Here is a 26656-nt window from a genome sequence, read left to right as displayed (position 1 = left end):
AAGCTTACTCTTTCCAGCCCCAAGGTGCGCTAGGCGTTTGTATAGGTTTTTCTAAATTCATCACTACTTTGAATACTCTATCGGTTCCTAAACGTCTTAAATTATAGGTAAATGTTGATGCGTCAATAGTAATCCACCAAATATTTGTTGCCGCGCCAGGAATCATTTCTTGGGTTTTTGCATCCGCAGGAAATACCTGAATGTCATCTTTTCCTGTATTTGTGGTAGTTCCACCATAAAAATTCACTTTATCTTCAGAACCATCTTTATGTCTGTGATCGTGTTTTAGCGTAATGCGATCATTTTTATAGGTTAAAATCCACGTACGTGATTTGTCTTCTCCAACAAAAAAAGGAATCTTAATTTCGTTTTCAGTGCATTTACGCACATGCATTGTTAATGTTTTTCCGCCAAAATCTTTATCTTCTTTCGGAAGTTCTAAATTTCCTTCATACGCTTTTCCACAATGTGATTGTAAAGTATTCCAGAATTTTTTAGCAGGTGTACTATCTTGCGAAAGCGCAGTAAACGAGATGAAACAAGCAAGTAATACAAGTTTTAATGTAAGATTCATAGCATGTATAATTAAGGTTTAAAGATAGGTATTTTGATATAACTATCCGTAAACCATTCAATTTTCAACGGTTCGCTTGCATCTTTTATGGTTTCGTCACTTACGTCTGTTCCAGTTCCGTAGTTTAGTTGAGAAAAAGGATTGCTATTTACATCTAAAATTACTAGCAATCGGCTTCCTTTTTGAAGTTTTTTGCTAATTAATCGTGTGTTTGAAAACGGAAGCGTACATATTTCGTTTGGCGTTAAAAGATTTCGAGTCGTTTCATCTTTTGCATAACTTGCGCGACCAATAAAACCAGATAGATGAAAGAATTTCCCGCTTGGTAATACTTCAAATAGTGTAACACCAATATCTACATCTTTTTTATTAATTGTAAATATTAATTCACCTGAAAATGAACCACTTATAAAAGTATCTTCTTCAAAAGGTTTGGTAATAAATTTGAATCCATTTGTCGGATTTAGCTCATTTTCAATAATTGGAAACGGATACGAATTGTTGTTGTTACTTGTATTACGATCTTTAAAATCAATTGTTTGCGATAAGGATTTTAATTCTTTTTGTTGGCTTTCAAGTAATTGAAGATAGTTTTCTTCTTTGTAATCTGTCAAAAACAATTTTAATTCTTGTGTGCTCATTGCATCAATAGAATTGGCAGTTTTCCAAGTATTTGTTCCCATCACTTGGTAATTTATTTTATCTTTTAAAATAGTTGGTTTTGAACCATTTTTTAAGATATAATCAAACCATTCATAGGTGATTTTTAAAGGATCAATCAAACCGTTTTCATCTAATTGGTAACCGCGTAATTGTTGACTACCACCTTTTTGCGATCCAATATGGTCATATGCGCCAATAATTAGATAGTTTTCGGCATTTTTATTGTACTTATAGTGTTGTCTGTGAAAATATAAATTAGAGTTTTGAGAATCGTTGTAATAACCATCAAACATTAAGATAGGAATGTAAATTTTTGCAAATTCTTCTTTGTACGGAATCATGTTTTGCCAATATTCATCATAGCTAGGATGTGAAATCCAACGTTGAAAAAAAGCATTTGGAGTTCCGTCAATACTGTCCATTTTTTTGTAAGCGCTTCCACTATTCCACCATTCAAATTTTAGGCTTCTAAAGCGTTGGCGATCATTTCCAACAATTGTATCTAACGTTTTATTATTTCCCACAAGAAAAGCCCATTCGTAATTTGGGTTGATGAACACATTATTTTCCATCGGCAAGCCATTTCCAGGTCTATTAGCCGCCGCAGGAACAATTGTTTTTAGTGCAGGATGCATCTTCTTTGTTGCTGCCCATTGTGTAAAACCGTTGTAACTTCCGCCGTACATTCCAACGTTTCCGTTGCACCATTTTTGCTTGCTAATCCAGTCAATCACTGCATATGTATCTGTAACTTCATGTTCGTATGGAACAATTGTATTTGGGCTTTTATATTTCCCTCTTGTATACGTTATAATGCCTACATATCCATTATCTACAGCATGTTTGAGTGTATAAATATCACGATTACGAACATAAATTGTATGTTGTAAAATGACAGGTTTTGGGCTTACATCGTCTTTCTTTTTTACAACAATTCCCGAAATGAAAATATCTTTTTCAGTTTCAATTAATATATCTTCAATGACATAATTTCCTTCTATTTTTGTTGATACGACTGCTGTTTTTTCTTGGTTGGATGAATTACAACTTACTAAAACCAATAGTAAGCATGAGAAGAAAATTTTCATGATGAGTGTCTTTTTGTAGAAAGACGTAGGTTTTATTTCAATGTGACAGGTTTTGCAAATTTTAGATCGAATTCCAAATATCCAGATACATTTTCCAGTTGCCATTTACTCGTTTCCAAACAATTACATATTTTCCTTTCCACGAACTTTCTTCACCATCTGATTTTACAGTTGTGCCTTCATAGTGTCCATAATCATAAGCTGTATCATCTACAATTGTAATTTCACTTGGCGTAATTTTATGATTGATCGTTTTTATACCTTCTGGCAATGTCCAATATTTCACAATATTTGTTCTGCCTGCAATCATTTTGCCACGTTGTGGAAATATTTTGGCATCTTCCGTATAAGAAGCTCCTATCATTTCGTAGTTTGAAGTATTTACATAACTAGAAAAATCTTTTATATTTTGACGTATTTGCGCAATATCTTTTTCAGTGTCATTTATTTCATTATCAATACATTGAGTAAATGTGCACGCAACAAATACAAGTAGAAGTAATTTTTTCATACCAATGGTTTTATATTTCTATTTACTGTTCAATTTTATAATTATTCAATCTCCAATTCATCCAAATACTGTTGCAAACTTACCCGCATTGTTTTCAGCGTTTGTCCGTACACGTTGACTTCTAAAAATCGTAATGAAGCCATTCTTGCTTTGTGTCTTTCATCGTGTAGTAAAAATTCAATACATTCATTGGCACAATTAAAATCGGTAATAAAATCAGTGTACCAACTTTGCGTTTGTTCAATTTCTTTCAAATTTTCGTTCATTTTACTAAAAATTAACTGTTCTAAATCTTCTACAATTTGTGTATGCGATTTATAAGAAGAACTTAAATTTAATAGTGTTTTAGACGCTTTAGAATCATTTAAATTGGCGTTGTCAATCAAATTTATCACGGTATCGTCTAAATTCATAACATTCGGCTCAAACAACAAGGATGCAATAAAATCACTCCTTTTTGTCATTGTTTCATCGTATTCTTTTCCTAGAATCTTTAAAAAACGCTGTTGTATGGTATCTATCTTTTTTTGATAATTTGCAATGGTTGTAATATCACTTTTCAATTCGGCAATTACCTGGTTTTTAAGGTCTTTACTTTTAGCATTCAATTGTTTACGCTGATTCCAATTGTTAATTCCGACAGCAATTAAAATTCCCAATACAACTAAGATAATTTCTCCAAATGCATATTTTAGGTACTTATTTATTTTCTTTCCTGCCATTAACTTTGAACGTTGTTTATTGAAAAATTTCATATATCAGATTAAAAAACTAAGATAGTAAATCTATCTTACAATGAATTTTAGATCGTTTTTATAATTTATGTGAGAAGCCTCATCATTTTAATCTTCAAATACTTTTTAAAGTGTATTTTTGCGCAATGCAATCAAAACATCAATCTCAAACAGAATTTATCATTTTAATGGCATCGTTAATGTCCATTGTTGCATTATCAATCGGAGCCATACTACCTGCATTAGAAACTATCGGAATTGATATTAATGTAACGCAATCCGCAGATAATCAACTGTTAATTACAATGATTTTTCTAGGATTAGGATTTGGGCAATTAATTTTTGGACCACTTTCAGATAGTATAGGAAGAAAGCCAATAATATATGCTGGATTTTTACTATTTGTACTTGCAAGCATATTATGTGTATTAGCTCCAAACCTTGAAATAATGGTACTTGGGCGAATTTTACAAGGAATTGGTTTATCTGCACCACGCACCATAAGTATAGCCATGGTACGCGATCGTTTTAGCGGAGATTATATGGCGAAAATTATGTCATTTATCGTTGCATTCTTCATTCTTGTACCTGTCATAGCACCAGCTTTAGGAAAACTTATGTTAGATGCATTTGGTTGGCGTTCCATATTTAACAGTCAATTACTATTTGGTGCAATCATAATGATTTGGCTTTGGAAACGACAACCCGAAACCTTAAGTCCTGAGAACAAAACCAAACTCTCACTATCATTATTTATTGATGGATTAAAGGAATTTATGAAATTCAAAACAGCAATTGCGTTTACCTTAATTTCAGGTTTCATTACAGGTGCATTTATGGTCTATTTAAGTGCTTCTCAACAAATTTTTCAAGAACAATACGGAATGGCAGAAGAAATTCCTTATCTATTTGCCGCCATTGCAGTTTCTGTTGGATTCGCTACATTCTTAAACGGAAAATTTGTATTAAAATATGGAATGTTAGCACTTGTGAAAGTATTTTTAATAGCATTTACGGGCATCTCATTAGTATATGTAATTGCTTTCTATAATCATAATCCAAATGTTTATATCGTAATGACATTCTTTTCATTGCTATTTTTCTTTATTGGTTTCCTTTTCGGGAATTTACGTTCGTTGGCAATGGAACCTGTAGGACACATTGCAGGCGTTGGCGCAGCAATAAACGGTTTTGTATCAACAGTAATGGCTGTTCCGATTGCTACCTACATTGGAGGTTTTGTAAAAACGACAGCATCTCCTCTATTTCTTGGTTTCTTTGCCTGTGGTGCTATTTCTTTATTAATTATGTTTCTTTTGAAAAGAATGATAAGAACTAGCATGTAGTTTGTTTAAAAACAATCTTTTATCTAAATTTACGGCAATAACCTCGATCCATCCTATAAATGAAAAAAATAGTTGCTATAGCTTTTATAAGCTTCCTTTTCAGCATTCCAACTATACAAGCTCAACATTCTGTCGCTCGCGATTGGAATGAGCAATTATTAACAGCCATTCGTGGAGATTTTGCACGTCCAACTGTGCATGCTCGAAATTTATTTCATAGTGCAATTGCCATGTATGATTCATGGGCAGTTTTTGACAATCAAGCAGAAACGATATTTTTAGGGAAAACGTTCGGGAATTACACCTGTAATTTTAACGGAATTGCAATGCCTGCAACTATAGCAACTGCACGTCATGAAATGATGAGTTATGCAATGTTTAGGTTACTAACACACCGTTTTGCAAACTCTCCAGGAACTACCACTTCACTTGCGGGTTTTCAAACATTATTTGAATCCTATGGGTATGATGTCAACTTTACATCAATGGATTACAGTACAGGTTCGTATGCGGCACTTGGGAATTATTTAGCAAATGAAATCATCAATTTTGGTTTGCAAGATGGTTCCAACGAACAAAATGATTATGCTAATTTACATTATCAACCATCAAATAGTCCGTTAATTTTAGAAATTTATGAAGAAACAAATGATATCAATCCTGATAAATGGCAACCGTTAGCTTTTGACGTATTTGTTGATCAAAGCGGAAACCCTTTTCCTTTAAATACACCTGATTTTTTAAGCCCAGAATGGGGAGAAGTTGCTCCTTTTGCGCTCAAAGCGGAAGATTTGCAAATAATTAATCAAGGATTTGATTGTTATGTATACAATGATCCTGGCGCACCAGAATATATTCAAGAATCTGATAATGACGGAATTGACGATCCGTATAAGTGGCATTTTGCCTTGGTTTCGTTATGGTCTTCACATTTAGATCCTACTGATACTACACTTATTGATATTTCGCCGAAAGCACTTGGAAATTTAGATACAACTGCTTTTCCTGAAACATTTGAAGAATACAAAGCGTTTTACGATATTATTCAAGGTGGCGATCCAAGTACAGGGCATGCAGTAAATCCGGCAACAAATTTACCATACGAATCACAATTTGTAAAAAGAGCTGATTATGCTAGAGTTTTAGCAGAATTTTGGGCAGATGGACCCGATTCTGAAACGCCTCCAGGACATTGGTTTACTATTCTAAATTATGTAAACGATCATCCAATGACAGAAAAACGTTGGAATGGTCTCGGACCAATTTTAGACGATTTGCAATGGGACGTTAAATCGTATTTAGCACTCGGCGGTGCTATGCATGATGCGGCGGTTAACACTTGGGGAATTAAAGGATATTATGATTATGTACGTCCAATTTCGGCAATTCGATATATGGCTGGAAAAGGGCAAAGCTCTGATGATACACTTCCCAGTTACGATCCGCATGGTTTACCACTCATTACTGGATATATTGAGCTAATAGAAGCTGGTGACGCATTAGCAGGCACAAATGATGAAAATGTTGGAAAAATAAAAGTATATGCTTGGAAAGGACCTGATTATATAAGTGATCCGACAACGGATATTTCAGGAGTTGATTGGATTTTGGCAGAAAGATGGTGGCCATACCAACGCGCAACGTTTGTGACGCCTCCGTTTGCAGGATATCTTTCTGGACATTCTACATTTTCCAGAGCGGCGGCAGAAGTATTAACGTTAGTTACAGGTGATGAATTTTTCCCTGGCGGAATGGGAACGTTTGAAATTCCACAAGATAATTTCTTAGTCTTCGAAAAAGGTCCAAGTGAACCGTTTACATTGCAATGGGCTACGTATCGTGATGCATCTGACCAAACAAGTTTATCAAGAATTTGGGGCGGAATTCATCCGCCGATTGATGATATTAGAGGTCGATTGATTGGTGCTGAAATTGGTGTAAGTGCTTTTAACTTGGCTAATCAATACTTTAGTGGAGTCCTTTCTACAGAAGAGTTTGAAGTAAATGCAACCAAAATTTATCCTGTTCCATTTACGAATCAATTGACGATTACAACTGAAAATGATCAAATTTCTAAGTTAGATTTATATGGTATTGATGGTCGATTGTTGTTTACGGAAGCAATCAATTCGAATCAAAAAACTATTAATATTCCAAATTTACAAACAGGAATTTATTTTGTAAAAGCGTATAATTCTTCCGGAAATACGATACTTCAAGAGAAGGTTATTAAAAAGTAGTTTAATAATTTATCAATGTAACGATGTCTTAATGTTTTAATTTGAAGATAAATTAATGTATAGATCAATAGTAAAATTGCTCCTTTTTAACATCATTTTAGACTATAAACCTAACAAGACTGACTAGATTCAAAGGAGTAAAACGATACTGAAAATTCTAATGATCTAAATTTTTTCGAAAAGTAATTGTTTGAATCGCTCTTGGTGCCATTTGTATTGTATGAGTTTCTGATTTCAATGTTAGTACCAATTCAACAGGTGCAGTGGTTCTATTAAAAACAACTACTGCAATAGATCCATCAGTATTTATTGCGGCTGTGGATACAATTCCATTTATTTTATCTCCTTCTAACTCAATTCTGCGCGCGTCAGGTCGTATAAACTTACTAAAATGGCTTAATAAGTAATACAGAGGCGTATACAATACTTCGTCAGTTACGGGATTAATCAATACAGGTGCACTATTAAAATTGTCATAAGGATTTGGTTGCCCTTTATGACTCAAAATCATACACCATTCAATATATCCTTGAACTCCATGATTCATATCTGTGATGATATCGTATGCATACGTATCAAAAGGTACAAAAGTACCAGCATAATCAGTACTTTCTCTCCAATATTGACCTATTGGATCTTTTGCATCAATATCAATACTCGATTCAGTATGAATGATTCCTTTATTTGGCCAAGTTGTTCTCAACGTATCAAGTGCTTCCGCATACCAATTATTTTCTTCAAGCTCAGAATTAGCATACCAATGAATGCCTGTTCCCCAAGCGTATTTAGCGGCTTCTGGATCGTTATACGTAGCTGAAACATATTTGTTCATCATAGATTTATTATGATCATATAGTAGTACACGTACGCCAGCATCTAAATCATCTACATTCAAATGACCATCTTTAGCAAGTTGTGGTCCTAAATGATCTCGTAAAAAGTCCCTACCTTGTTCAGGAGTGAATCCATTACTATCCCAACGCGCATCATGTGCGTGAAGTGGTTCATTTTGCGGAGTCATTCCCCAAATAGCTATTCCTTGCTCACTATAGGCACTTACGAATTTTGAAAGATATCGTGCCCAAAGTCCATAATATTCTGGAAGTAACGTACCATTAGTCATTTCTGAAGTTTCTCCTGTTTTCATCCATGAAGGCGGACTCCAAGCTGAAGCAATGATTTTAAAGTCAGCACCATTAATATTTTGTGCTTCTTGTATCATTGGAATGATGTCATAATTAGGTTGTATTAACTCAATACCTTTTACTTGGTCATTTTCTTCTCCAGTAAAACCTTTCATATCTTCATGAATACTAAAGGTAGAAAGGTTCGTATCACCTGATTCAACATAGGTATAATGATTATTTGAATAATCGCTACTATTAATGTGAGTTCGTGTAAGGGAAAATCCAGCACCTTCTATTGGGCTAAAAAGACGTGTTAATACTGATTTGCGGAGTGTTTTTGGAATGGTTGCCAAGTTCCATGCAGACGATTCCGTAAAAGAAGCCCCAAAACCAATATATTCTTGAAATTTTTGATCAGGTTTAATAGTTAAGCTAACTTTTTTGCTTTTTCCTACTGTTTGTGTTGTTAAATTGTTTGTAATTAGTTTAAGATTATCTCCAGCTTGTGAAGTTTGAAATACATCAACTACGTAATCTTGATGCTTAGTAGAGCAGGAATACATTAAAATAGCTAGAATGCATAAGAGCATACTATTTGATTTTGATACTATAAACATTGTGGCTGTCTTTATTTTATTGATTTCGGTTTTCTAAATATAACATTATTGTGCAAATAATTATGATTTCCTAACCTTACATCTATTTATGTAACAAAATAAGTTTTAAGTGTGTTGAAATACATACATGTTAATAATCAACGAGCGAAGTCATTAGCCAAAGAAGCTAGAGAGCTTACAACTCATTTTTAAACTAGATTGATACCTATTGTCATTTTACACAAAAATTAATTCCATGTTAAGCTAAAAATTTAGGTGTCTCAAAAAAACTAGGCTTGTTCTTATATCCATATCTTATTTATAAAATATCATAAGTTGCCGTATGAATTGGAAAGGTAACAGTGACGGCATGCTAAGTTTTAATTTTGGAAAAATACCTGTGATCACAGAGAAACTTTATACTGCCGATGATAAAAAATAACGTTCAATCAATTCTTTACAAACACATATCCACAAAAAAAGCCCATCAATTATTGATGGGCTTTTTGTAAAACTTGAAGTATATATTTAAATAACTTTGACGTTTACTGCGTTTAAACCTTTTCTTCCTTCTTGTAGATCGAATTCAACTTCATCACCTTCGCGAATTTCATCGATTAAACCTGAAATGTGAACAAAATGTTCTTCGTTTGAACCTTCTTCCGTTACGAAACCAAATCCTTTAGTGTCGTTGAAAAATTTTACTGTTCCTTTACTCATTGTAATATATTTAATTTTTAATAATACTTATTTATAGTCAATTACTGTGCCAAGAATGACAGCAGTATTGTTATGTGTGTTTATTATGCTGTTTCTAGCGTACGTTGTGTTCTTCTGTACATATATTTAGGGTATATCATCCGTTTTGCAAAACGATTTAAATTTCCAGCACTCATCATTTTTTGAAAAACCTGCTTTGTTACGCCAAAGTATTCATACGTAGCACCATCCGTAAAGGTTAACTCTAACAATAACCCTTTGTGTTGATAGTCTGCAATAGCTGCACTCTTAATCGTTTCAGTGTATTCTGGCAAGTTTTTTTCTTTTGTTTCAGGTGCAATGCTTACTAAGAAGTGATATCCGTCAATAATTTTTCGGCTATTTAGTTCTGCTTCTTCCTGTAATGCGTCCCCATTTTGAAATTTATCTGGATGCCATTCTTTCACCAAATTACGATAACTCTTTTTCAACGTTTTTAATTCGATTTCATTTTCGACTCCAAAGAGTTTCTTGTATTCGTTTATGCGTTTCATATCAAATTTTATTTGAAGGCGCGAAAGTACAGCTAAATACTATATGAATTACTATAGTATTGAATAAAAGAATATAATTTTTCATTATAGATTTCTGCCTTCGCAGGAATGATAAAAATCCTAGAAGTCAAACAATCAAAGTAAGTCTAAACAACCTCACTTTCAAAAATTACATTTCCTGCCAATGTTTTATGTACAGGGCATTTTGATGCAATTTCTTTTAAGCGTTGTTTTTGCTCGTCTGAAAGATTTCCAATGAATTTTAATTTTTTGGTAATGAAATCAATTCGTGTGGGTTTTTCCATTTCAATGCCTAATTCCGTATTTTTCTTTTTACTGTGCGATATGTACACAAATACTTCTTGTAAATCCCAACCTTTACGATCGGCATACATTTTTAATGTCATGGTTGTACATGCCGCCAAACCTGCATATAAATATTGATACGGTGATGGGCCAAAGTCGTTTCCTCCTACTGAAATTGGTTCATCAGCAATCATATTATGGTTTTTCGTTTGAATTTTAGTTGTGAAGTTATCTTCCACTAAATTCAAATGCCCAACCAACTGTTCGCCTCCTATATCAAGCATTTTATTTTCTTGCTTTGGAAAATAACGTTCTACCCAAGTACCTATCATGTTTCCTGCATACCGACTGTCGTTACTATTCGTTAATAAATGATCTGAATTGTCTAAGGAAACAAAACTTTTTGGATGATGAGCATCGTGATATAATTGTTTTGCATTTTCAATTCCGACAATTCTATCAATTGGCGAATGTAGAATTAATAAGGGTTTGCGTAAGTTTTTTACAATCGCGGGTAAATCTGTTTTATCGAAATCCGAAACAAATTCCTTGTTGATTGTAAAAGGTCTTCCACCAATATTTACTTGAACATCAGTTTCTTCTGAAATTTGATTTACATTGTGCGAGAATAAGTGTTTTACATGACTTACCGTAGCTGGTGCTCCAATAGTTGCAACTGCTTTGATATCGTCTAATTGGGAAGCCGCTACTAAAACAGCCGCGCCACCAAGCGAATGTCCGACCAATAAACATGGTGCTTCGTAGTTTTCTTTCATGTATTGTTGTACCGCTACTAAATCGGCAACATTCCCTGAAAAGTGACTTTCTGCAAATTCGCCTTCACTCCTACCCAACCCTGTAAAATCGAAACGTACAACGCCAAAACCATGTGTTGTGAGTGTATTACTTATGTTGCGAACTGCGCTTAACGTGCTACTACACGTAAAACAGTGTGCAAATATGGCATAGTAGTTTGGTTTTTGATTTGCGGGTAATTCTAAAGATGCGTTTAGTTTACGTCCGTTTGCGTTTGTTATTTGGAGTTTTGTGCTTTTCATTCGTTAGTTTTTCAAATTTAGATTGCTATTGTTAGGTACTTGGTCTACTAAATATAAGAAACATTACGAACTGCATGACAACATAGAACAACCAACTTTGTTTCGTGCCCATTCTGGACGTTTTGCATACCATTTTTCATATTCTGGTTGTTCATTGTATGGACGCTTTAAGACTTCGTAGAGTTCATTTAAAACTTCATAGTTTCCTTTGTTTGCAGCATCAATGGCAAGTTGTGCCATGTAATTTCGTAGTACAAATTTCGGATTGACTTCATACATTTTAAATTTTCTCGTTTCGTCTCTGTCAGTTTCTAGTTGTAACCGATCGATGTATTTTGTAAACCAAGTTGTCCAAGCGTCCGTAACCGATCCGGCAAGTCCTAGAGGTTTGTAAAATGCTTTGTGTATTTTCTGAAACGCTTCTTGTGGTGTATTTTTCTTTTGAACACGTGGCAATTCTCTAAAGAAAATCGTCATGTCGGTTTCTGTCAATTGTAGATTTTGCTCTAATTCTTCAATGAGTTGCTCTACGTCTTTGTTTATTTCGGCCAGACCGATCTTTTTAGACATCATTTCCACATATTTTTTATCAAAATTCATTTGATAGTTTTCAAGAATGTCTTCCAATGGTTTTGCATCTTCTATCAACGGATATAAGGCATTTGCCAATTGTACCAAGTTCCAAAGTACAATTCCGGGTTGATTTCCGTATGCGTATCGATGGTTTTGACTGTCTGTAGTATTTGGCGTCCAATTTGGATCGTATCCTTCTAACCAACCGTACGGTCCGTAATCAATGGTTAAACCAAGAATGGACATGTTATCCGTATTCATGACACCATGCACAAAACCAACACGTTGCCAATGAATCACCATATCTAAAGAAGCATTTACTACTTTTTGAAAGAACGCTAGGTATTTTTCTTTTCCTTCCGTTTTGATGTCTTTGTGGAAGTTTCTAATCGTATAATCCGCAAGGTTTTTGAGGTTTTTGATGTCTTTTCGAGCAGTAAAGAGTTGAAAGTTTCCAAAACGTACAAAACTCGGTGCAACTCTGCAAACGATGGCGCCTTTTTCATATTCCTGATTTCCGTCATATAACATGTCTCGCAAGACTTCATCACCTGTTAAAGCAATTGATAATGAACGTGTTGTAGGAACGCCTAAATAGTGCATGGCTTCACTACATAAGTGTTCACGAATTGATGATCGTAAAACGGCTAAACCGTCTGCCGTTCTTGAATATGGCGTTGCTCCTGCTCCTTTGAGTTGCAGTGTCCAATGTTGTCCGTTTGCGCGAATTTCTGTTAAGTTGATGGCTCTTCCGTCTCCTAACTGTCCTGCCCAATGCCCAAATTGATGTCCGCCATAACACATTGCATATGGTGACGTTTTTGGATAGACTGATTTTCCTGAGAATGTGTTTAGAAATTCCTCTGAATGCGTGTCACGTTCTAAATCTAACAGTTCGGCAACTTCATCTGCTACATGAATTAGTTTCGGATTTGACGGAATTCTGGGAGTTACGTACGAATAATACGCTTCAAATACTTTGCGACGTGTGTTGTTTTTGTTAGGATCAGCAGGTAATTCTTTGTTGAATGTATCTTTTATGTTGAGTTTCATCTTTGGCAATTCTTTTACGAATGGTAAAGATACGACTTAGATTTTGTCTTTATTCATCTTTTATAGTCAGCCATTCTTCATAGGTAACTACTCGTTTTTCTGCATCAGATTTTGTTTTGCCAGGTAAAACTCCAATGAATTCAAGTTCGTGTCCGTCTGGATCGCTGAAATATATAGATATTGCTGGCATCCAACAAAATACCATTGGTCTTTCGATTTCTTCGTTTAGAAAATTCCAGCAAGTTATATTTCGAGATTGTAGAAAACTAACCGATTCATTTAAAATCCATTCAGGTTCACATTGAAAAGCAAAATGACGAATGTCAATTTCTTCTTTAGGTTTTTCCCATAAACCGAGCATCGCTTGTTTGTCTTCTCCTATCCAAAAAAAGGCTATTCTACGTTCTGCACCATAGCGACATTGTTTCAATCCGAGTATTTTTGAATAGAATTCGATGGAACGTTCAAGATTTTCAACAAATAGATGCGTTTCGTAAAGTCCTTTTATCATGGTTGATTTTAGTTTTGTGTATGATTTATTGGCAACTTAAACACCTAATTTAACAAATAAAAACCGAATAGAAAATCTAAACGGTTATTGAGTTTATTGAAGTATAATTTTTCAAGTACAGACACGGCAAATAGCTGATATGGTGCGTTTTATTATTGTTAGTATTTATTCTAAAAATACAATGTCAATTAGTGACAATTCAGTTAACTGATCACCGTACGGAATGTGTACAAATGCTGTGAAAAAGTGTTATTTTCCTTTTGAGTAATATTTTATTCGATTCCTCTTTGTTTTGCAAAACCTTTAATTCCTGCCAAACCAATTTCCTTTCTTCTTTTGTTTACATATTCGGGGTTTTCTATTTCGAAAAAGATTATTATTCTTTTCATACGTTTTCTAGTATCAATTAATTTTATGAATGATTGTTATTTATTTCTATCCAATAACCATTAGGATCTTGAAAGTATACTTGTTGTATTCCGTCTTTTCGGATGTAGTCTTTGTTTGGTGTGCCAAGCCAATCAGAGTAGTCAATTTGTAATGCTTTTAGGTTGTTGACAAACGAATTTAGATCAGCTGTGTTTAATGCAAAATGAACAGCTTTATTTGTTTTTATTTCAGAATTTGGGCGTGGAATTAGGTGAAGTTGTCTGCCATCGGCAAAAGATAGCCATCTGGTTTTTGAGTCTGAAGCAGTATTCTCAATTTCTTTGAGTTGAAGTACTTTTTGATAAAATTGGATAGATTCATTGACATCTTTTACGGAAAGTGCCATGTGATCGAATGAAAAGGTATGCATGTATTGAAATTTAGGATGCTTAAATATATGATTAATGGTTTATTTTAATTCTATTTTTTAGTGAATTATTCAGGATGGCTGCAAAATATTTAAAATTATAAAGATTATCACTCTTGCGCAGATTCCGGATCAACTAAGAGTCTAAAGTTACTATTAATCAATTATATATGATGCTTAGTTAATGGTTAATATATTTATCATTTTAAGAGCAACACTCATAATTTTTATGTTTTTGATTGCCTAGCTGAATTGCCAAACAACTATACAAAGTTGGTGAGTATTGAATATATAGATGCTGTCTTAAGACAACGTTTGATTTAGTTTTGAACGAAGTTTGCTTAAAGTAGAATTTGTCATTCCTAAATAAGAAGCAACTGCTTTACTGGATATTCGAGAAAGTAATTTGGGTTCGTGTTCCATTACCCATTTGAGTTTGTCAATCCCTTCCATTCCTAAAAAACTATAAATACGCATTTGCGAATGAATAAATGCAAACTCTATAAATTGATGATAGATGCTCGCAAAAGAAGGATTAGTATCAACTAATTTGTAAAAATCATTGCGTGAAATTACCAACAATTCTGAAGGTTCTAATGAAACCAAACAATCTCTAGAAGGTTTTTGAAGAATGAAACTAGTGTTTGCTGAGATGATACTATCCTCCAAAGCAAAATATCCGGTTATATTATTTCCTTTATCATCTATCTCGTAGAGCCTCAAACATCCTTCTTTTATAAAATAAAAGTAATTACACACTTGACCAAAATTGCATAATATTTCATTTCTAACTGTTTTAACAGGCTTGAAACATGAGGTTATTTGTTCTAATTCTTTCTGCTTGACAGCTACACGATTTTTTATGTAATTTTCCAGTTCTAAATACACTTCAAATTTTATTAAATGGAATCAAAGTTATTACTAATTAATTTAACCTGAGTTGTCTTATGACATTGTTTTTGTTTTTTATAATTCGAAAATTGACAGAGATATTTGTGGGGACATTTTTTTAAATGACATACAACGTGTTGTGTATGGTTAGTAGCGTGGTTTAGTAGTTAATTTTGCAAGTAAACACCAAATCCACTTTTCAATTCGATATATTTTAATTGAGATTTCATAGTTCCTCAAATGTGCTACGTCTCGTATATAAAAAGTAGCGATAAAAAATAAGCGATAATTTTTCGGATTAACACAAGCCGAATTTTTAATTTTTACTGTTTATTTTATTTTTTGGAATTTGTCAAATTTAAAAATTTGGCGACTTCGAAAAAGCACCTAACCTTTGTGTTTTCAAATGCTCGCGCTGTTTTTATATCTATTGTTAGCAAATGTTTTTCTCTTCATTTTCTTTTCACGAATATAGTTCTCTCTTCTGAAATTAGCTTATTTCTTTTAACAATAAACTCTTCGTTTTCAAAATATGTCTTGCTTAAGTCATCGGAATATATTGTCACTTCAAAACTATTACCCGACAATACTTCATAATTAAATTCTATTCCTAAATTATAGATTTTGAAGTTTGTTGCTTTGAGTTCTTTTGGAAGATTTATTGTTCCGTTATCATCGATTGAATAACCAAATTCTTCTTTATTATTATTAAATATAACGTATGCACCGTAAGCTGCCAATTTATATGGGTAATGAATTTTAAAATATGGTTCATTTTCAGCCTTAACTTCATCCACGAATATTTTGTTTTTTAAATAAGTCGAGTCACTATTGAGTATTATTTTATTTTCTTTTAAAATCCAATCACCTTTACTTTTAGTATCAATTAAGCCTATCACGTTTCTGAAACTAAATCGGTTATTCTTTTCCAAAACAATCTCAATCAAACCTTTATCTACTTTTGCTTTGTATCTACCTTCAAGCGAAACTTGTCTATTTCTCGATGAGGAACAAGAAATGAGAATTATAAATAATATGTAGGAGATATTTTTCAATATGTTTGTTAACGGTTGCTGTATAAAACCTAGCGTATAAATAGATGCTAAACTTTTAGGTTATACACGAGCCGATTTTTTTAATTTTTATGTTTACTTTTTGTTTTTATAAATATAACCAAATTAAAAATTTGGTGACTTTGCAAATACACACGAACCTTCCGAAAAACCAATTCTAGCTATGCTTTATATACATTGTTGGTAGTAGTTACTTCTTACTCCAATTACTTTCAATTTTACAGTTACTTGTTCGTAATAAAGATAAGATTGGACAGCGATTATCTACTTTTTTTCCCATGGTTTTTACTTGTTCATCAGTTACTTTTCCATCCACAGTTGTCTTAAGTCGAACATTCTTATAGCTGCCATTTGAATGATCTGATGTTCCCATAAAGCCAGAAAGATCAAGATCAATCTCAACATCTATGTTAATTTGATCGATGCTCAAACCAAGTTCTTCAGCAACAACTTGAGCTTGTTCATTTTGACACCCTGCTAATGAAGCAATAAAATATTGCATAGGATTTGGACCTGAATTTGATCCACCGTCATCTTTTGGTTCATCTAGTTGTAGATTCCATTCGGTATCTACAATATTAACTTTAGTCGGCCATCCATTCCCTTGTGCTTGTGCTTTAAATGTTTCTAAATGAGAATTCTCCATTTTTAGTATTGTTTATTAATTATGCCTACTCTATTCAGTTTTCGGCTTATTCTGTATGTTTTAGTATTACCAACGTTTAATGTAAACTGCGTTTTAATGCAGTTTAGGTGTTGTTAGTAGCTTTTTGCTTGTTCTGATGAGAGAAACTTATTTGATAATCTTAAAAACTCATGTCTATTATCTCCATCGTGAGCATAATGTCCAGTATTGGGAACTATCCATAATTTAGAATATTTAAGAGTTTCATGTAGAGTAACTACTGAACTTATAGAAATTTGTTCAGCTTTATCTCCCAAAACAAGTAAAGTCTTTGCTTTTATTCTTTTTAATTCCTCTTCTGTTAACTTGATTTTATAGTTTGGTAATTGGTCTAAGAGGCTTTTTATTTGTTTATATCCTCCTGAATGATACTCTTCTATCCATTTAAAATTATCAATATTATCATAGTTGAAGGTATTAAGCATAGCTGGAAAATCTTGGGCATTCCAGTCTCCATTCGCTCCTATGATTATCATTGATTCTATTAGTTCTGGATTCATACTGCTTAATTGTAGTAGCACATCTCCTCCAAAACTTAACCCGATTCCTTTAATTTTTTTAACATTTAAATGTTTCATTAGCTTAAGTACATCTTCAGATGCTTCTTGAACAGAGAATTTCTCTTTAAATATACTAGATTTTCCATGTCCTCTTAAATCAATTAAATATACTTGAAATTTATCTGAGTATTCTTTTACGTATTCTAACCAAGCAATAGAAGATTGCGTAAAACCATGCAATAACAAAAGAGGTTGACCTTCTCCATAAATTTCATAGTAAAGTTGAGTGTCATTTATCTGTATATAATTAGATTTTTTAGGAATTATTTTTTTTGTCATATTAAATTTAGAGGATTATTGTATTGCTACTAACGTTTTTGTATATGGTTTGTTGCGTGTTTTAAGCAACTAATTTAGTAAATAATTACCGACCAAGAAAGTCTTCGCTGACTTTCGCAAGTAGGCAAGCAATAAATTATATACGGTGTTACTTACTACTAGTTTATTCTTCAGTTTTATACGCAGAAAGATGATTTCTATTTATAACCTTTCCACCAATAATTACTTCTATGATACTATTGTAAGCGGAAATATCTTTTAATGGATTCTTGTCTAACAAAAGAATATTTGCTTTTTTACCTTTTTCAATTGTTCCATAAATGTTATCAATTTTAAATGCTTTTGCATTTTCAATAGTTGCAGAAGTGAATATTTTACTCAGTGGAATTCCTGCATTTTTCATTTCTAACATTTCTAAATAGCCATTATAGCCAGGTGGATTTCCATATGTAGGTGAAGAAGGTGTATCCGTACCAAATAAAATCAGACCGTTATGGTCATTTATATACTTTAAATCAGCTTTTCCTTGATTTGAAATTCGATTGAAATTGTTTATAATAATATTTTTAGGTGCGTCTCCAAATACAGAAGTATACATATTATTTGCATTCTCGTTGTAGTAGTCGATTAAATTTTTGGGAAGAACATTTTTTAATTCAGGATTGTTTAAGAAGTCAGAACTTGCGAGCGTTCTTAACCCATTAATTACTTGTAAGGTTGGCATATAACCGATATTGTTTTTTATTTCAACATCTAATATTTCAGTTATTTCTTTAGGTATTTCATTTGTATTATCTAATCTGTATTTTTCCCAATTCCAAAGGCCGTGAGCAATAATATCAACATCTACATTTCCTAAAAATCGATGAGCCTCTATAGAATTTCCGTGGGCAACTAAAACTAAATTATTCTTATGAGTTTCTTCTTTTAATTCCGACATCAGTTGTACAGATGGAACAGGAAATGCTGGTTTAGTTGGGTCAAAACCAGGTTCGTAATATGTTTTGACTGCAATAGCGCCTGATTCAGCAATTCGCTTAACTACAGCATTTGGTGAATGATTTTGTTTATTGTACTTTTTTGGTATAGGATATGCTTCATTTTCTTGATAAATAAAGTTTGGTATTTCATCATTCCAATTAGTTAATCCATATCCATTTCCTATAACAGCTCCTCCACCTACGTAATATAAATCAGGTTTAATTTTAGCTTCATTAAATAATGATAACCTTTTAGGTTTTGCAGTACCTAAATCAATTAAGGTTGTGTAACCAAAGTATAAATAACTTTTAGGAAGTTGATTTCTAAAATCATTTACAATTTCAGGATTTTCGATTTCTTCTTTATCTGTTAGTGCATCCGTACTTGTCACGTGTACGTGGCTGTCTATTAGTCCTGGAATTATATATTTTCCTTTTACATCAATTGTTTTAAAATTACCAATTAAAGTAGGTTTGTCAGTTCCGACATATTTAATCTCATCTCCATCTGTAACCACATAACTATCTTTTGTTAAAGTTTGATTTTCGGGCGAAATAATTGTGGCATTTTCAAGAAGTAATCCATTCTTTAATAAAATTTCAATTTTACTGGTTTTACAAGAAATTGTTATTAAGCAAAGAAGTATTAATGATGTTATTTTGTTCATCGTTGTATTTAATTAGTAGCAACGTTCAGTGTAAACTGCGTTTTAATACAGATGTACACAATGTTATATATTATGTTTTTTTGCGTTCTTAATTGGACTAAAATACAAATTAAATTCAAGTAAAAAACAGGAGTTCAAAAAAGAGCCCAAATGAGCATTAAAATCCATGAGGGTTTTCGTAAATAAGCCTTTATTAGCAGTGAATTATACGGGTTGTTGCCATTTCGTTGTTTTTATGTTATCTAAAAAACCTGTATTAGTTTTTAAGTAAATGCAGATGTTAGTTGGAGTTAATATTCTCTAGAATTTCTTTTTTTAATTGAATAAAATCTATCCAATAAATATCTCCATTATTCACTTCACTTCTATAAAAAAACAAAAACTTTCCATCGGGTGAAACAGTTGCTAAACCTTCACCATATTTAGTATTTACTTTAGCGCCCAAATTATAAGATTTAGTCCAGTTGCCATTTTTATTAAAACTGATATATAAATCAGCATCCCCAAATCCAGAAGTTCTTGGACTATCGAAAATAATATAGCTTTCGTCTGGTGCTATATAGGGGCAACAAGTCCAATTGTCAGGAGAATTTATTTCCTTACCCATTCTTTCAATAGTTGTATATTGACCCTCTTGATTAATGGAATAATAAATTCCTTCATCTTGAGGCTTGGCATCTTTCTTATTTGAAGTAAAATATAGATTACCATTCTCAGAAGATGTCAAATCAATTATAGATTTATCTACAAATGGCTCTTCTAAAGGAATGGGTTTCCCCCATCCACTTTCATTTTTTTTAATGTACCATTGATGTGATCCTGATGGTTCAATAGCAACTTTTAATGGTCTTGTACTACTAAAGTAAAGTAAATCTCCATTGGGATTTAAGCGAGGACGATAATCAGAATACTCTTTGTTCAATGAAAATGATGCTAATTTTGGTTTTGACCATTTACCATCAATTAGTTTCATGGTGTAAATTTTATTTTTTTCTTTAGGTTTTCTACGAGTGAAAAACAACTTGGTCATATCCGAATTGAAAGTAATCGAAGATTCATGAGAGTGTTCGGTTGAAATAATACCTTTTCCAAAAGTCAATGTGGTATCAGTCGGGATTTGCTCACTAAGTAAGGTGAAATTTGACCTTTTACTTTCTTGACAAGAAGTACTAAGGCTAAGTAAGTAAATTATAATGAGTAAATCTTTTATATTTTTCAAATTCTTAATTCTCATTGGATATAGATTTTCTGTTTTTTATGAGTTTCGCAATGAATGCCAACGTTCAGTGTAAACTGCGTTTTAATGCAGATGTACACAATGTTATATATATGTTTTTTGCATTCTTAATTGGACTAAAATACAAATTAAATTCAAGTAAAAAACAGGAGTTCAAAAAAGAGCCCAAATGAGCATTAAAATCCGTTTGAAATGAAAAAAGGATGTACTTTATATAGGTAAGGCGTGTGCAGTTTTTAACATCTACAACTCTAGATTTTATGAGTTTTTTTCAAAGAGTTGATTTTGTATTATATAGATTGTTACCTGCTGGCTTTATTTTTAATTCTGTTCAATCTTTGAAATATTCTTTCTCCTAAATCAATATTTCCAACAAAGTCATCCCATTGGCAAGTTGGTGCAAACCAAATCCATAAATCATCAATTACTTGTTCATCTCCATTTTCCAATTTCGTAATTCTGTCAACCAAATCTTTATGAAACTCTTCTGCAGATGAATGTTCGCCCGAATAACCTCCCGAATATTCAGATAAAATCCTTTCTGCTTTCCTTAAGTCCGAAATTAGAGCTTTCATAACAGAAAAATATCAATAGTCATGTTTTTCAATGTCAATTTCAATCCATTCCGAGTTCAATTCCAATTGAGCAATTGTTTCAGTCAAATTAAACCCTCTTGCGTATTTGCTCAAGGTTTCTTGTCCAAATACAACTGTCGTTTGATACTCTTCTTTTCCGTCTTTACCAATCCAAGCTTTTGTTTCTATTTTCCGATTATCATTCAAGTATTTATTCGTCAATTGATTTTCGGTCGGAAACCAAGAAATTCCGTCACACCAAAATCCTTTTAAATTTGGGTCAGTCGATTTTTCCAATTCGTGACAAAGTCGGTATTCCAATTGAGTACAGAATTCGTCATTGAATGGCGTTTCGATATTTTTATGTGTGTTCGTCATTTTAGCTTGCTGGTAACGTATTCTTGTATGGTTTGCGCGGTTAAGCAACTAAATTAGTAAACAAAAACGAACCCGAGAAAATTCCGAAGGAATTTCCCAAATAAACACTTGTCAAAGCCATTAATTATTCCCTTTGTTGTGTGGCGTTTTTATTTATTTTTAAATTATCTAAAAACACTTGAAGTTCCATCGCAAGTCCAAAGTGTTTCAGTGTCATTATAAGCGGTAAATGTGGAATCTCCTGTAAAATTCTCATTTATTTCTGAATATGTGTAATTCCCAATAAATTTTCGCATACTGCCAGATGGAAGTGTATAGATAGTCTCAAGAGTTAATTGATTTCCATTCAATTCATACGACGAACTTGTTAAATAACCAGGATCAGTAAATTCAACTGTGTTATTTGATAAAAACCTAAATTCATATGGATCACCAGCATCTAAATCAAATCCGTTTGAACAAATCTCTCCATGTCGTTGAAAAAACCAAGAATTCTCAAGAATTATTTCATCTAAACTTTGTGCAGGATTGTTGTTCTGATTGTCATCAGATGAACAGGAGATAAATAAAATTCCGATTAGTAAAAAGTAACATAATTTTTTCATTCAAATAATATTGTAAAGGTTAAAAATGATGTCAGTTTCTAAATGACAAACAACGATCTCGTACAACCGTCAGTTACGGGTTAATGTGTGTTAATTTTCTGTTTAGCACAGACTTTAGCAATTCCGAGTGGATTAGGACGTAGTCAAATCTGCCATAATTGCGGTAATACATTGTTGCGCGTTCGTACTTTTTATTCCGATTTATGTACTTCAAGCTCGATTTCAACCATAAATTCAGGAAGTGCCAATCCCTTTACTTCAAGCCAAGAGCCAGTTGGAAATCCGTTTTTATAAATTTCAGCTCGATATGCTGATTTTTCCAGCATTTGTGCCATATCAGTTGTGAAAATATCTTCTTTTACAACATCATCAAATGTGCAACCAAAGTGTTTTAATATTTTTTCCAAATCAGCATAACAGTTTTTCATCTGCTGTTCAATATCGCCAACAGCAGTTGGATTTCCTTCATCATCCATACTTACAGCTCCAGAGACTTTAATGTCATTTCCAATTTTTACAGCGTGAGAATATCCGTAAGCCTTTTCTACATCAGGTCGCAATAGGAAATATTCAGGTTTCTCGGATTTAACTATTACTTCTTTTTCAACTTCTTTTGTTTCTTCCTTTTGTTTTTGTTCACAACTTTGGAAAGTAAAAGCCAATACAAAAAGTGCAGTGATAAAAGTCAGTCGGTCGGTTGTTTTTTTCATAATTCTGATTGTTTAGAGCCTACTTTGGTCGGGTTTTCGGCTGTCCCGTTTTATATTGATTTTTGTTTTTCAGTATGACGCACAACGTCAAGTGTAAACTGCGTTTTAATGCAGATTTACACAATGTTATATATATGTTTTGTTAGCTACTTTTTATTTTTTTCTTCTACCGAATCAATAAACCCAATCAAGTCAGTCAACTGTTTTTTAATTTCATCATAACCCATCTTCTCTCCGACACTCATAAAGTCCATCAAATTTTCTTTCATTCGGACGTTAACCGTATCTTTCAAATTTTCCAAAACTCGATTCATATCTTTTGAACGTTCATCGATTGATTCAATCTCTTTAATTGCTTTTAAAATAGCATCTAATAACATATTTTCATTTTTTGTGAATTTACTTAATTTCTTTCAATTTGGAATATCAAGGCTACATTTTTTATTCAGTTTTAGTTTCGCATTTTTCAATAATCTCAACGATATACCAATATACGTTTAGTTCGATATTTTTCTGGGGATTTCATTTGTTCAAATTGTAGCTAACGTTGTTGTATAAGATTAGTTGCGTGTTTTAAGCAATAAAGTTAGCAAATAAATCACAGATAGAAAGTCCGCGAGGACTTTCGTAAGTAGGCTATAACTAGCAATGAATTATACACGGTGTTGGCAACAGGCTTTAATAATCGTTTTTGAATTTTTTGTAATTTTCGTTGTCTTTCCAAAAGGAATAGCACTCTTTCATTCTTTCTAATTCAAAATCTTTGTCAGCTTTTAACTCTTCCCATTCTTTTCCATAAATTTTGCTACAGAGTTTGTAAAATCCATTTCCTTGTTCTCGGTCATTGGATTTATGAATTATTAAAGAACTTAATAAAGGTCTTCCTTTCTCATATTCATAAATAGAAATATCGCCAAGGAATTCGCCAATTAGTTCTCTATCATAACCATTTTTAAAATTCAGTCCTAATAATAGTTGTTCATTTAGTTGAGAATAAGTCCAAGGTGTTTTTTTTCGTGCGAGTTCTATTAATTTTTCTCTAATTTCTCTTTCCATAATTTATTTTACAGAATTAGTAGTAACATTAAAATAGCATTTGATTCCGTCAACTTTGTATTTGTAGTCACAAATTATCATTGATGCAATTAATTCTCCATTTGAAACGTACGTGTCAATATTTCTTTCAACAAGATGTTTTAATCCATAACTTGAACGCTTTTTATTTATAGATTTTGTTTTATCAAATCGAAGTTCAATAAAATTAATAATATGCTCTAATTTATTTTTATCGATTTGGTCATTTTCCTTATCTGATTCAGAAAACCCATTTTTTGTAAGTCCATCAGGTAATTTAATATTATTCGGATTATTCATCATAATTATCTCAATTTTAATGTTTAGCAGGATTTTCCTTCAGCTTGTTGCCAACGTCTCCGTATATGGAACGTAGCGTATAAATAAACGCTAACTTTTCGGTTTATACACGAGCCGAATTTTTAAATTTTTATCTTTATCTTTATCTTTATTTTACTAAAAGCCAAATTTAAAAATTTGGCGGTCTTCTTGAATATACAAAAACCTTTCGGAAAGCATATAATAGCTATGTTTTATATACATTGTTGGCGGTAGTTTTTAATTCAACCCTTTTCTTTTAATTTCTAGCACTAAGTCTTGATACGCTTTTTTGAGTTCTTCTCCTTTTTCAAATAATTCATCTTGTACTCTCATATTTCTTTTGTCTGCGTCTCGCCATTCCTCGTCTCTGTAAGGGTCTTTTTTAATTATATAAATTACTCTTTGATAGTATTCAAGTTTAATGTCTTCCGTAATTTCAATTCCAGCCGACTTCATTGCTCTAATTTCGTCCATTGCATCATCTTTCTTCGAGAAAAAATGAGTCATACATATAGAATTAAATCTGTCAAGTTCGTGTAAAAATTTCTTTGTTTTAAGATGCAAGTTTCGGTCGATGAAATGATTGTCTGAAGTTCGATAAAAATTAGCAAAACTGTCCCATTTATCGTAATAATACTTATTAGAAAACAAACTATTTACAGCCAAAGAAATACTGTCAAAAAGCATTGTTTCAGAGCAAATTGCAGTAAATCTTTCCCAAATCAATTTATCGTGACGACTGTGTTCGGTTAATTTGTGTCTGTCCTCAATATTGGTGTAATCATTTATTATTGATGAAATAGCTGACTTTAAAGTTGACTTTAGTAGTTCTTTACTATTCTTATGTTTGCTATCATACGATGTTATTCGGTGACCACGAATATCAAATGGAAGAATTTCATTTTTTCCATAATTTTGATTGTTAATACAAATAATTCTTTCCCAACCAAGCTTATTTATTGCATAACCTAATTCAATTAAAACATTCGGATTTGGATTTAATCGGTTTTTTAAAGTTCTATTAATTAACGAATTATTGATAATAGTTACATCGGCAATGAAAATATCTGAAATATCTATTTTGTCAAAAATCGTCTTTGATATTGAAGGACTTCCACTTTTGTTTTTTGTATCTCTATCAAGGTTGATTTCAAGTTTAAATTCCTTTTGGCTATTTTTCTTTAAATCTTTTATTGCTTTTTCGATACTGGAATTTATTAAATTTCTATTTGATTTTCCAGCTAAATCGGATTGCCAAGAATAAAAAATTACAAAATTTTCTTTCATTTAGATTTGTTCCTCAAATTACCGCCAACGTACGTATATACCAAATTCCGTATATCATACCAAATTTAATAAATAACAGGAACTAATTTTATATCAACTTCCTGTTATTTCCCATAAAAGTAATACAAAGATTATATATACACAATGAGGTTTTCCGTAATTCAAATAAAATAATACGTGAATTCGTGATATACAATAATATGAAAATAGTTACCTGCCCATACAGGAATGACAATTGTGTTTTAGAGTAAACAGATTGCTTCGTCGGTTACACTTCTCGCAATGACGGTTAAAATAACCATTTTACGAATTTTTCAATAAAATTATGTTTTTTTATTGTTTCATTGAATAATTCGCAATAAAAAGCCGTTTGGAAGCTTCCCGCAACAATGCAACACGCTTTCCAACGCGTTGGAAACGTTCTCGCAGACCTGCAACATGCTTTCCAACGCGTTTGAAATGTTCTCGCAGACCTGCAACACGCTTTCAAACGTATTGGAAACGTTCCCGCAGAGGTGCAACACGCTTTCCAACGTGTTTGAAACGTTCTCGCAGAGGTGCAACACGCCTTCTAAACCGTCAGCAACGTCCATACAAACTATAAATTCCACTAAAACAGTTCGATTGTATCTCAACGACGCTCGATATGATTTGTAAATTGGATGCCTGAAATCGTTTGTACTTTCAAACGAATTATTTATAGTTTTTTAAATAAAAACGGACGTTCGTCAGCGTATAACATTGTACCAATCCATTTGTTTGTTTTGGCATAATCACGTGTTGCAACAGGGACATTGTGTCCATAATACACAGGCGATTGTATCAAAAGTGCCACATTGGCAATAGTGTAGATGTATTTTGATGATTTTCTTGAGAAATTACTTTGTACAGGTTATAGCAATTT

General features: G+C 32.6%; 29 protein-coding genes. 3 read left to right on the top strand and 26 right to left on the bottom strand.

Annotated features, from left to right (window positions below):
• Positions 1-4: 4 nt before the first annotated feature.
• From ACQ654_RS01010 to ACQ654_RS00995, 4 genes are all read right to left on the bottom strand, one after another.
• Entirely contained in the window at positions 5-574 is a 570-nt protein-coding gene (locus tag ACQ654_RS01010; RefSeq protein ID WP_430408445.1) for a hypothetical protein, read from the bottom strand.
• An 11-nt stretch (positions 575-585) separates the two neighbouring features.
• A complete protein-coding gene (locus tag ACQ654_RS01005; RefSeq protein ID WP_430408444.1) occupies positions 586-2325 on the bottom strand; it encodes a CocE/NonD family hydrolase in 1740 nt (579 codons plus the stop codon).
• A gap of 61 nt (positions 2326-2386) precedes the next feature.
• Positions 2387-2836: a YybH family protein gene (locus ACQ654_RS01000; RefSeq protein ID WP_430408443.1), complete on the bottom strand. Its 450-nt coding sequence runs from the start codon at positions 2834-2836 to the stop codon at positions 2387-2389.
• A 41-nt stretch (positions 2837-2877) separates the two neighbouring features.
• On the bottom strand, positions 2878-3591 hold the full coding sequence (locus ACQ654_RS00995; protein WP_430408442.1) for a hypothetical protein: 714 nt from the start codon (positions 3589-3591) through the stop codon (positions 2878-2880).
• A 125-nt stretch (positions 3592-3716) separates the two neighbouring features.
• On the opposite strand from ACQ654_RS00995, the gene ACQ654_RS00990 reads away from it, so the two are divergent.
• The gene (locus tag ACQ654_RS00990; RefSeq protein ID WP_430408441.1) at positions 3717-4916 is read left to right on the top strand and encodes a multidrug effflux MFS transporter; all 1200 of its coding nucleotides are present in this window, start codon (positions 3717-3719) and stop codon (positions 4914-4916) included.
• 59 nt (positions 4917-4975) lie between these two features.
• Positions 4976-7156: a T9SS type A sorting domain-containing protein gene (locus ACQ654_RS00985; RefSeq protein WP_430408440.1), complete on the top strand. Its 2181-nt coding sequence runs from the start codon at positions 4976-4978 to the stop codon at positions 7154-7156.
• Between the two features lie 157 nt (positions 7157-7313).
• Here the strand turns inward: ACQ654_RS00985 and ACQ654_RS00980 are convergent, their stop codons facing one another.
• The 21 genes from ACQ654_RS00980 to ACQ654_RS00880 all read right to left on the bottom strand — a co-directional run bounded on the left by ACQ654_RS00980 (position 7314) and on the right by ACQ654_RS00880 (position 25752).
• Positions 7314-8873: a glycoside hydrolase family 30 protein gene (locus ACQ654_RS00980; protein ID WP_430408439.1), complete on the bottom strand. Its 1560-nt coding sequence runs from the start codon at positions 8871-8873 to the stop codon at positions 7314-7316.
• Positions 8874-9407: 534 nt separating this feature from the next.
• Positions 9408-9599 (bottom strand): cold-shock protein, encoded by a 192-nt coding sequence (locus ACQ654_RS00975; protein ID WP_430408438.1) that lies wholly within the window; start codon positions 9597-9599, stop codon positions 9408-9410.
• A gap of 83 nt (positions 9600-9682) precedes the next feature.
• A complete protein-coding gene (locus tag ACQ654_RS00970) occupies positions 9683-10132 on the bottom strand; it encodes a KTSC domain-containing protein (RefSeq protein ID WP_430408437.1) in 450 nt (149 codons plus the stop codon).
• 146 nt (positions 10133-10278) lie between these two features.
• Complete coding sequence (locus tag ACQ654_RS00965; RefSeq protein WP_430408436.1) at positions 10279-11496, bottom strand: bifunctional alpha/beta hydrolase/OsmC family protein; 1218 nt, start codon at positions 11494-11496, stop codon at positions 10279-10281.
• A gap of 63 nt (positions 11497-11559) precedes the next feature.
• A complete protein-coding gene (locus ACQ654_RS00960) occupies positions 11560-13122 on the bottom strand; it encodes a protein adenylyltransferase SelO (protein WP_430408435.1) in 1563 nt (520 codons plus the stop codon).
• Positions 13123-13171: 49 nt separating this feature from the next.
• Positions 13172-13633 (bottom strand): VOC family protein, encoded by a 462-nt coding sequence (locus tag ACQ654_RS00955; RefSeq protein ID WP_430408434.1) that lies wholly within the window; start codon positions 13631-13633, stop codon positions 13172-13174.
• A 412-nt stretch (positions 13634-14045) separates the two neighbouring features.
• Positions 14046-14432, bottom strand: coding sequence for a VOC family protein (locus ACQ654_RS00950; protein ID WP_430408433.1), 387 nt, complete (start codon positions 14430-14432; stop codon positions 14046-14048).
• A 300-nt stretch (positions 14433-14732) separates the two neighbouring features.
• Positions 14733-15317: a Crp/Fnr family transcriptional regulator gene (locus tag ACQ654_RS00945; protein ID WP_430408432.1), complete on the bottom strand. Its 585-nt coding sequence runs from the start codon at positions 15315-15317 to the stop codon at positions 14733-14735.
• Positions 15318-15772: 455 nt separating this feature from the next.
• Complete coding sequence (locus tag ACQ654_RS00940; RefSeq protein ID WP_430408431.1) at positions 15773-16375, bottom strand: hypothetical protein; 603 nt, start codon at positions 16373-16375, stop codon at positions 15773-15775.
• Between the two features lie 208 nt (positions 16376-16583).
• A complete protein-coding gene (locus tag ACQ654_RS00935; protein ID WP_430408430.1) occupies positions 16584-17039 on the bottom strand; it encodes an OsmC family protein in 456 nt (151 codons plus the stop codon).
• Positions 17040-17152: 113 nt separating this feature from the next.
• Positions 17153-17917: an alpha/beta fold hydrolase gene (locus ACQ654_RS00930; protein ID WP_430408429.1), complete on the bottom strand. Its 765-nt coding sequence runs from the start codon at positions 17915-17917 to the stop codon at positions 17153-17155.
• Between the two features lie 163 nt (positions 17918-18080).
• The gene (locus tag ACQ654_RS00925) at positions 18081-19565 is read right to left on the bottom strand and encodes an amidohydrolase family protein (protein ID WP_430408428.1); all 1485 of its coding nucleotides are present in this window, start codon (positions 19563-19565) and stop codon (positions 18081-18083) included.
• A gap of 280 nt (positions 19566-19845) precedes the next feature.
• The gene (locus ACQ654_RS00920; RefSeq protein ID WP_430408427.1) at positions 19846-20799 is read right to left on the bottom strand and encodes a hypothetical protein; all 954 of its coding nucleotides are present in this window, start codon (positions 20797-20799) and stop codon (positions 19846-19848) included.
• Positions 20800-21104: 305 nt separating this feature from the next.
• A complete protein-coding gene (locus ACQ654_RS00915) occupies positions 21105-21377 on the bottom strand; it encodes a hypothetical protein (RefSeq protein ID WP_430408426.1) in 273 nt (90 codons plus the stop codon).
• 12 nt (positions 21378-21389) lie between these two features.
• Positions 21390-21755 carry a hypothetical protein gene (locus ACQ654_RS00910; RefSeq protein WP_430408425.1) on the bottom strand — a complete coding sequence of 122 codons (366 nt, stop codon included), beginning with the start codon at positions 21753-21755 and terminating at the stop codon, positions 21390-21392.
• 164 nt (positions 21756-21919) lie between these two features.
• Positions 21920-22360, bottom strand: a complete 441-nt coding sequence (locus ACQ654_RS00905; protein WP_430408424.1) for a hypothetical protein — start codon at positions 22358-22360, stop codon at positions 21920-21922.
• 191 nt (positions 22361-22551) lie between these two features.
• Positions 22552-23070 carry a RidA family protein gene (locus ACQ654_RS00900; RefSeq protein WP_430408423.1) on the bottom strand — a complete coding sequence of 173 codons (519 nt, stop codon included), beginning with the start codon at positions 23068-23070 and terminating at the stop codon, positions 22552-22554.
• 146 nt (positions 23071-23216) lie between these two features.
• Positions 23217-23450, bottom strand: coding sequence for a hypothetical protein (locus tag ACQ654_RS00895; RefSeq protein WP_430408422.1), 234 nt, complete (start codon positions 23448-23450; stop codon positions 23217-23219).
• A gap of 298 nt (positions 23451-23748) precedes the next feature.
• Positions 23749-24126, bottom strand: coding sequence for a hypothetical protein (locus ACQ654_RS00890; protein ID WP_430408421.1), 378 nt, complete (start codon positions 24124-24126; stop codon positions 23749-23751).
• A gap of 3 nt (positions 24127-24129) precedes the next feature.
• Entirely contained in the window at positions 24130-24447 is a 318-nt protein-coding gene (locus ACQ654_RS00885; RefSeq protein WP_430408420.1) for a hypothetical protein, read from the bottom strand.
• Between the two features lie 255 nt (positions 24448-24702).
• Complete coding sequence (locus ACQ654_RS00880; RefSeq protein ID WP_179020613.1) at positions 24703-25752, bottom strand: TIR domain-containing protein; 1050 nt, start codon at positions 25750-25752, stop codon at positions 24703-24705.
• Positions 25753-26122: 370 nt separating this feature from the next.
• On the opposite strand from ACQ654_RS00880, the gene ACQ654_RS00875 reads away from it, so the two are divergent.
• Positions 26123-26356 (top strand): hypothetical protein, encoded by a 234-nt coding sequence (locus tag ACQ654_RS00875; RefSeq protein ID WP_430408419.1) that lies wholly within the window; start codon positions 26123-26125, stop codon positions 26354-26356.
• Between the two features lie 93 nt (positions 26357-26449).
• Here ACQ654_RS00875 and ACQ654_RS00870 read toward each other — a convergent pair whose 3' ends face one another.
• On the bottom strand, positions 26450-26587 hold the full coding sequence (locus ACQ654_RS00870; RefSeq protein ID WP_430408418.1) for a hypothetical protein: 138 nt from the start codon (positions 26585-26587) through the stop codon (positions 26450-26452).
• Between the last annotated feature and the right edge of the window lie 69 nt (positions 26588-26656).

The organism is Kordia sp., assembly GCF_965283645.1.
Taxonomy (GTDB): Bacteria; Bacteroidota; Bacteroidia; order Flavobacteriales; family Flavobacteriaceae; genus Kordia.
Note: the sequence above shows the minus strand (reverse complement) of the source record. Positions and strands in the feature narration are given on the sequence as shown.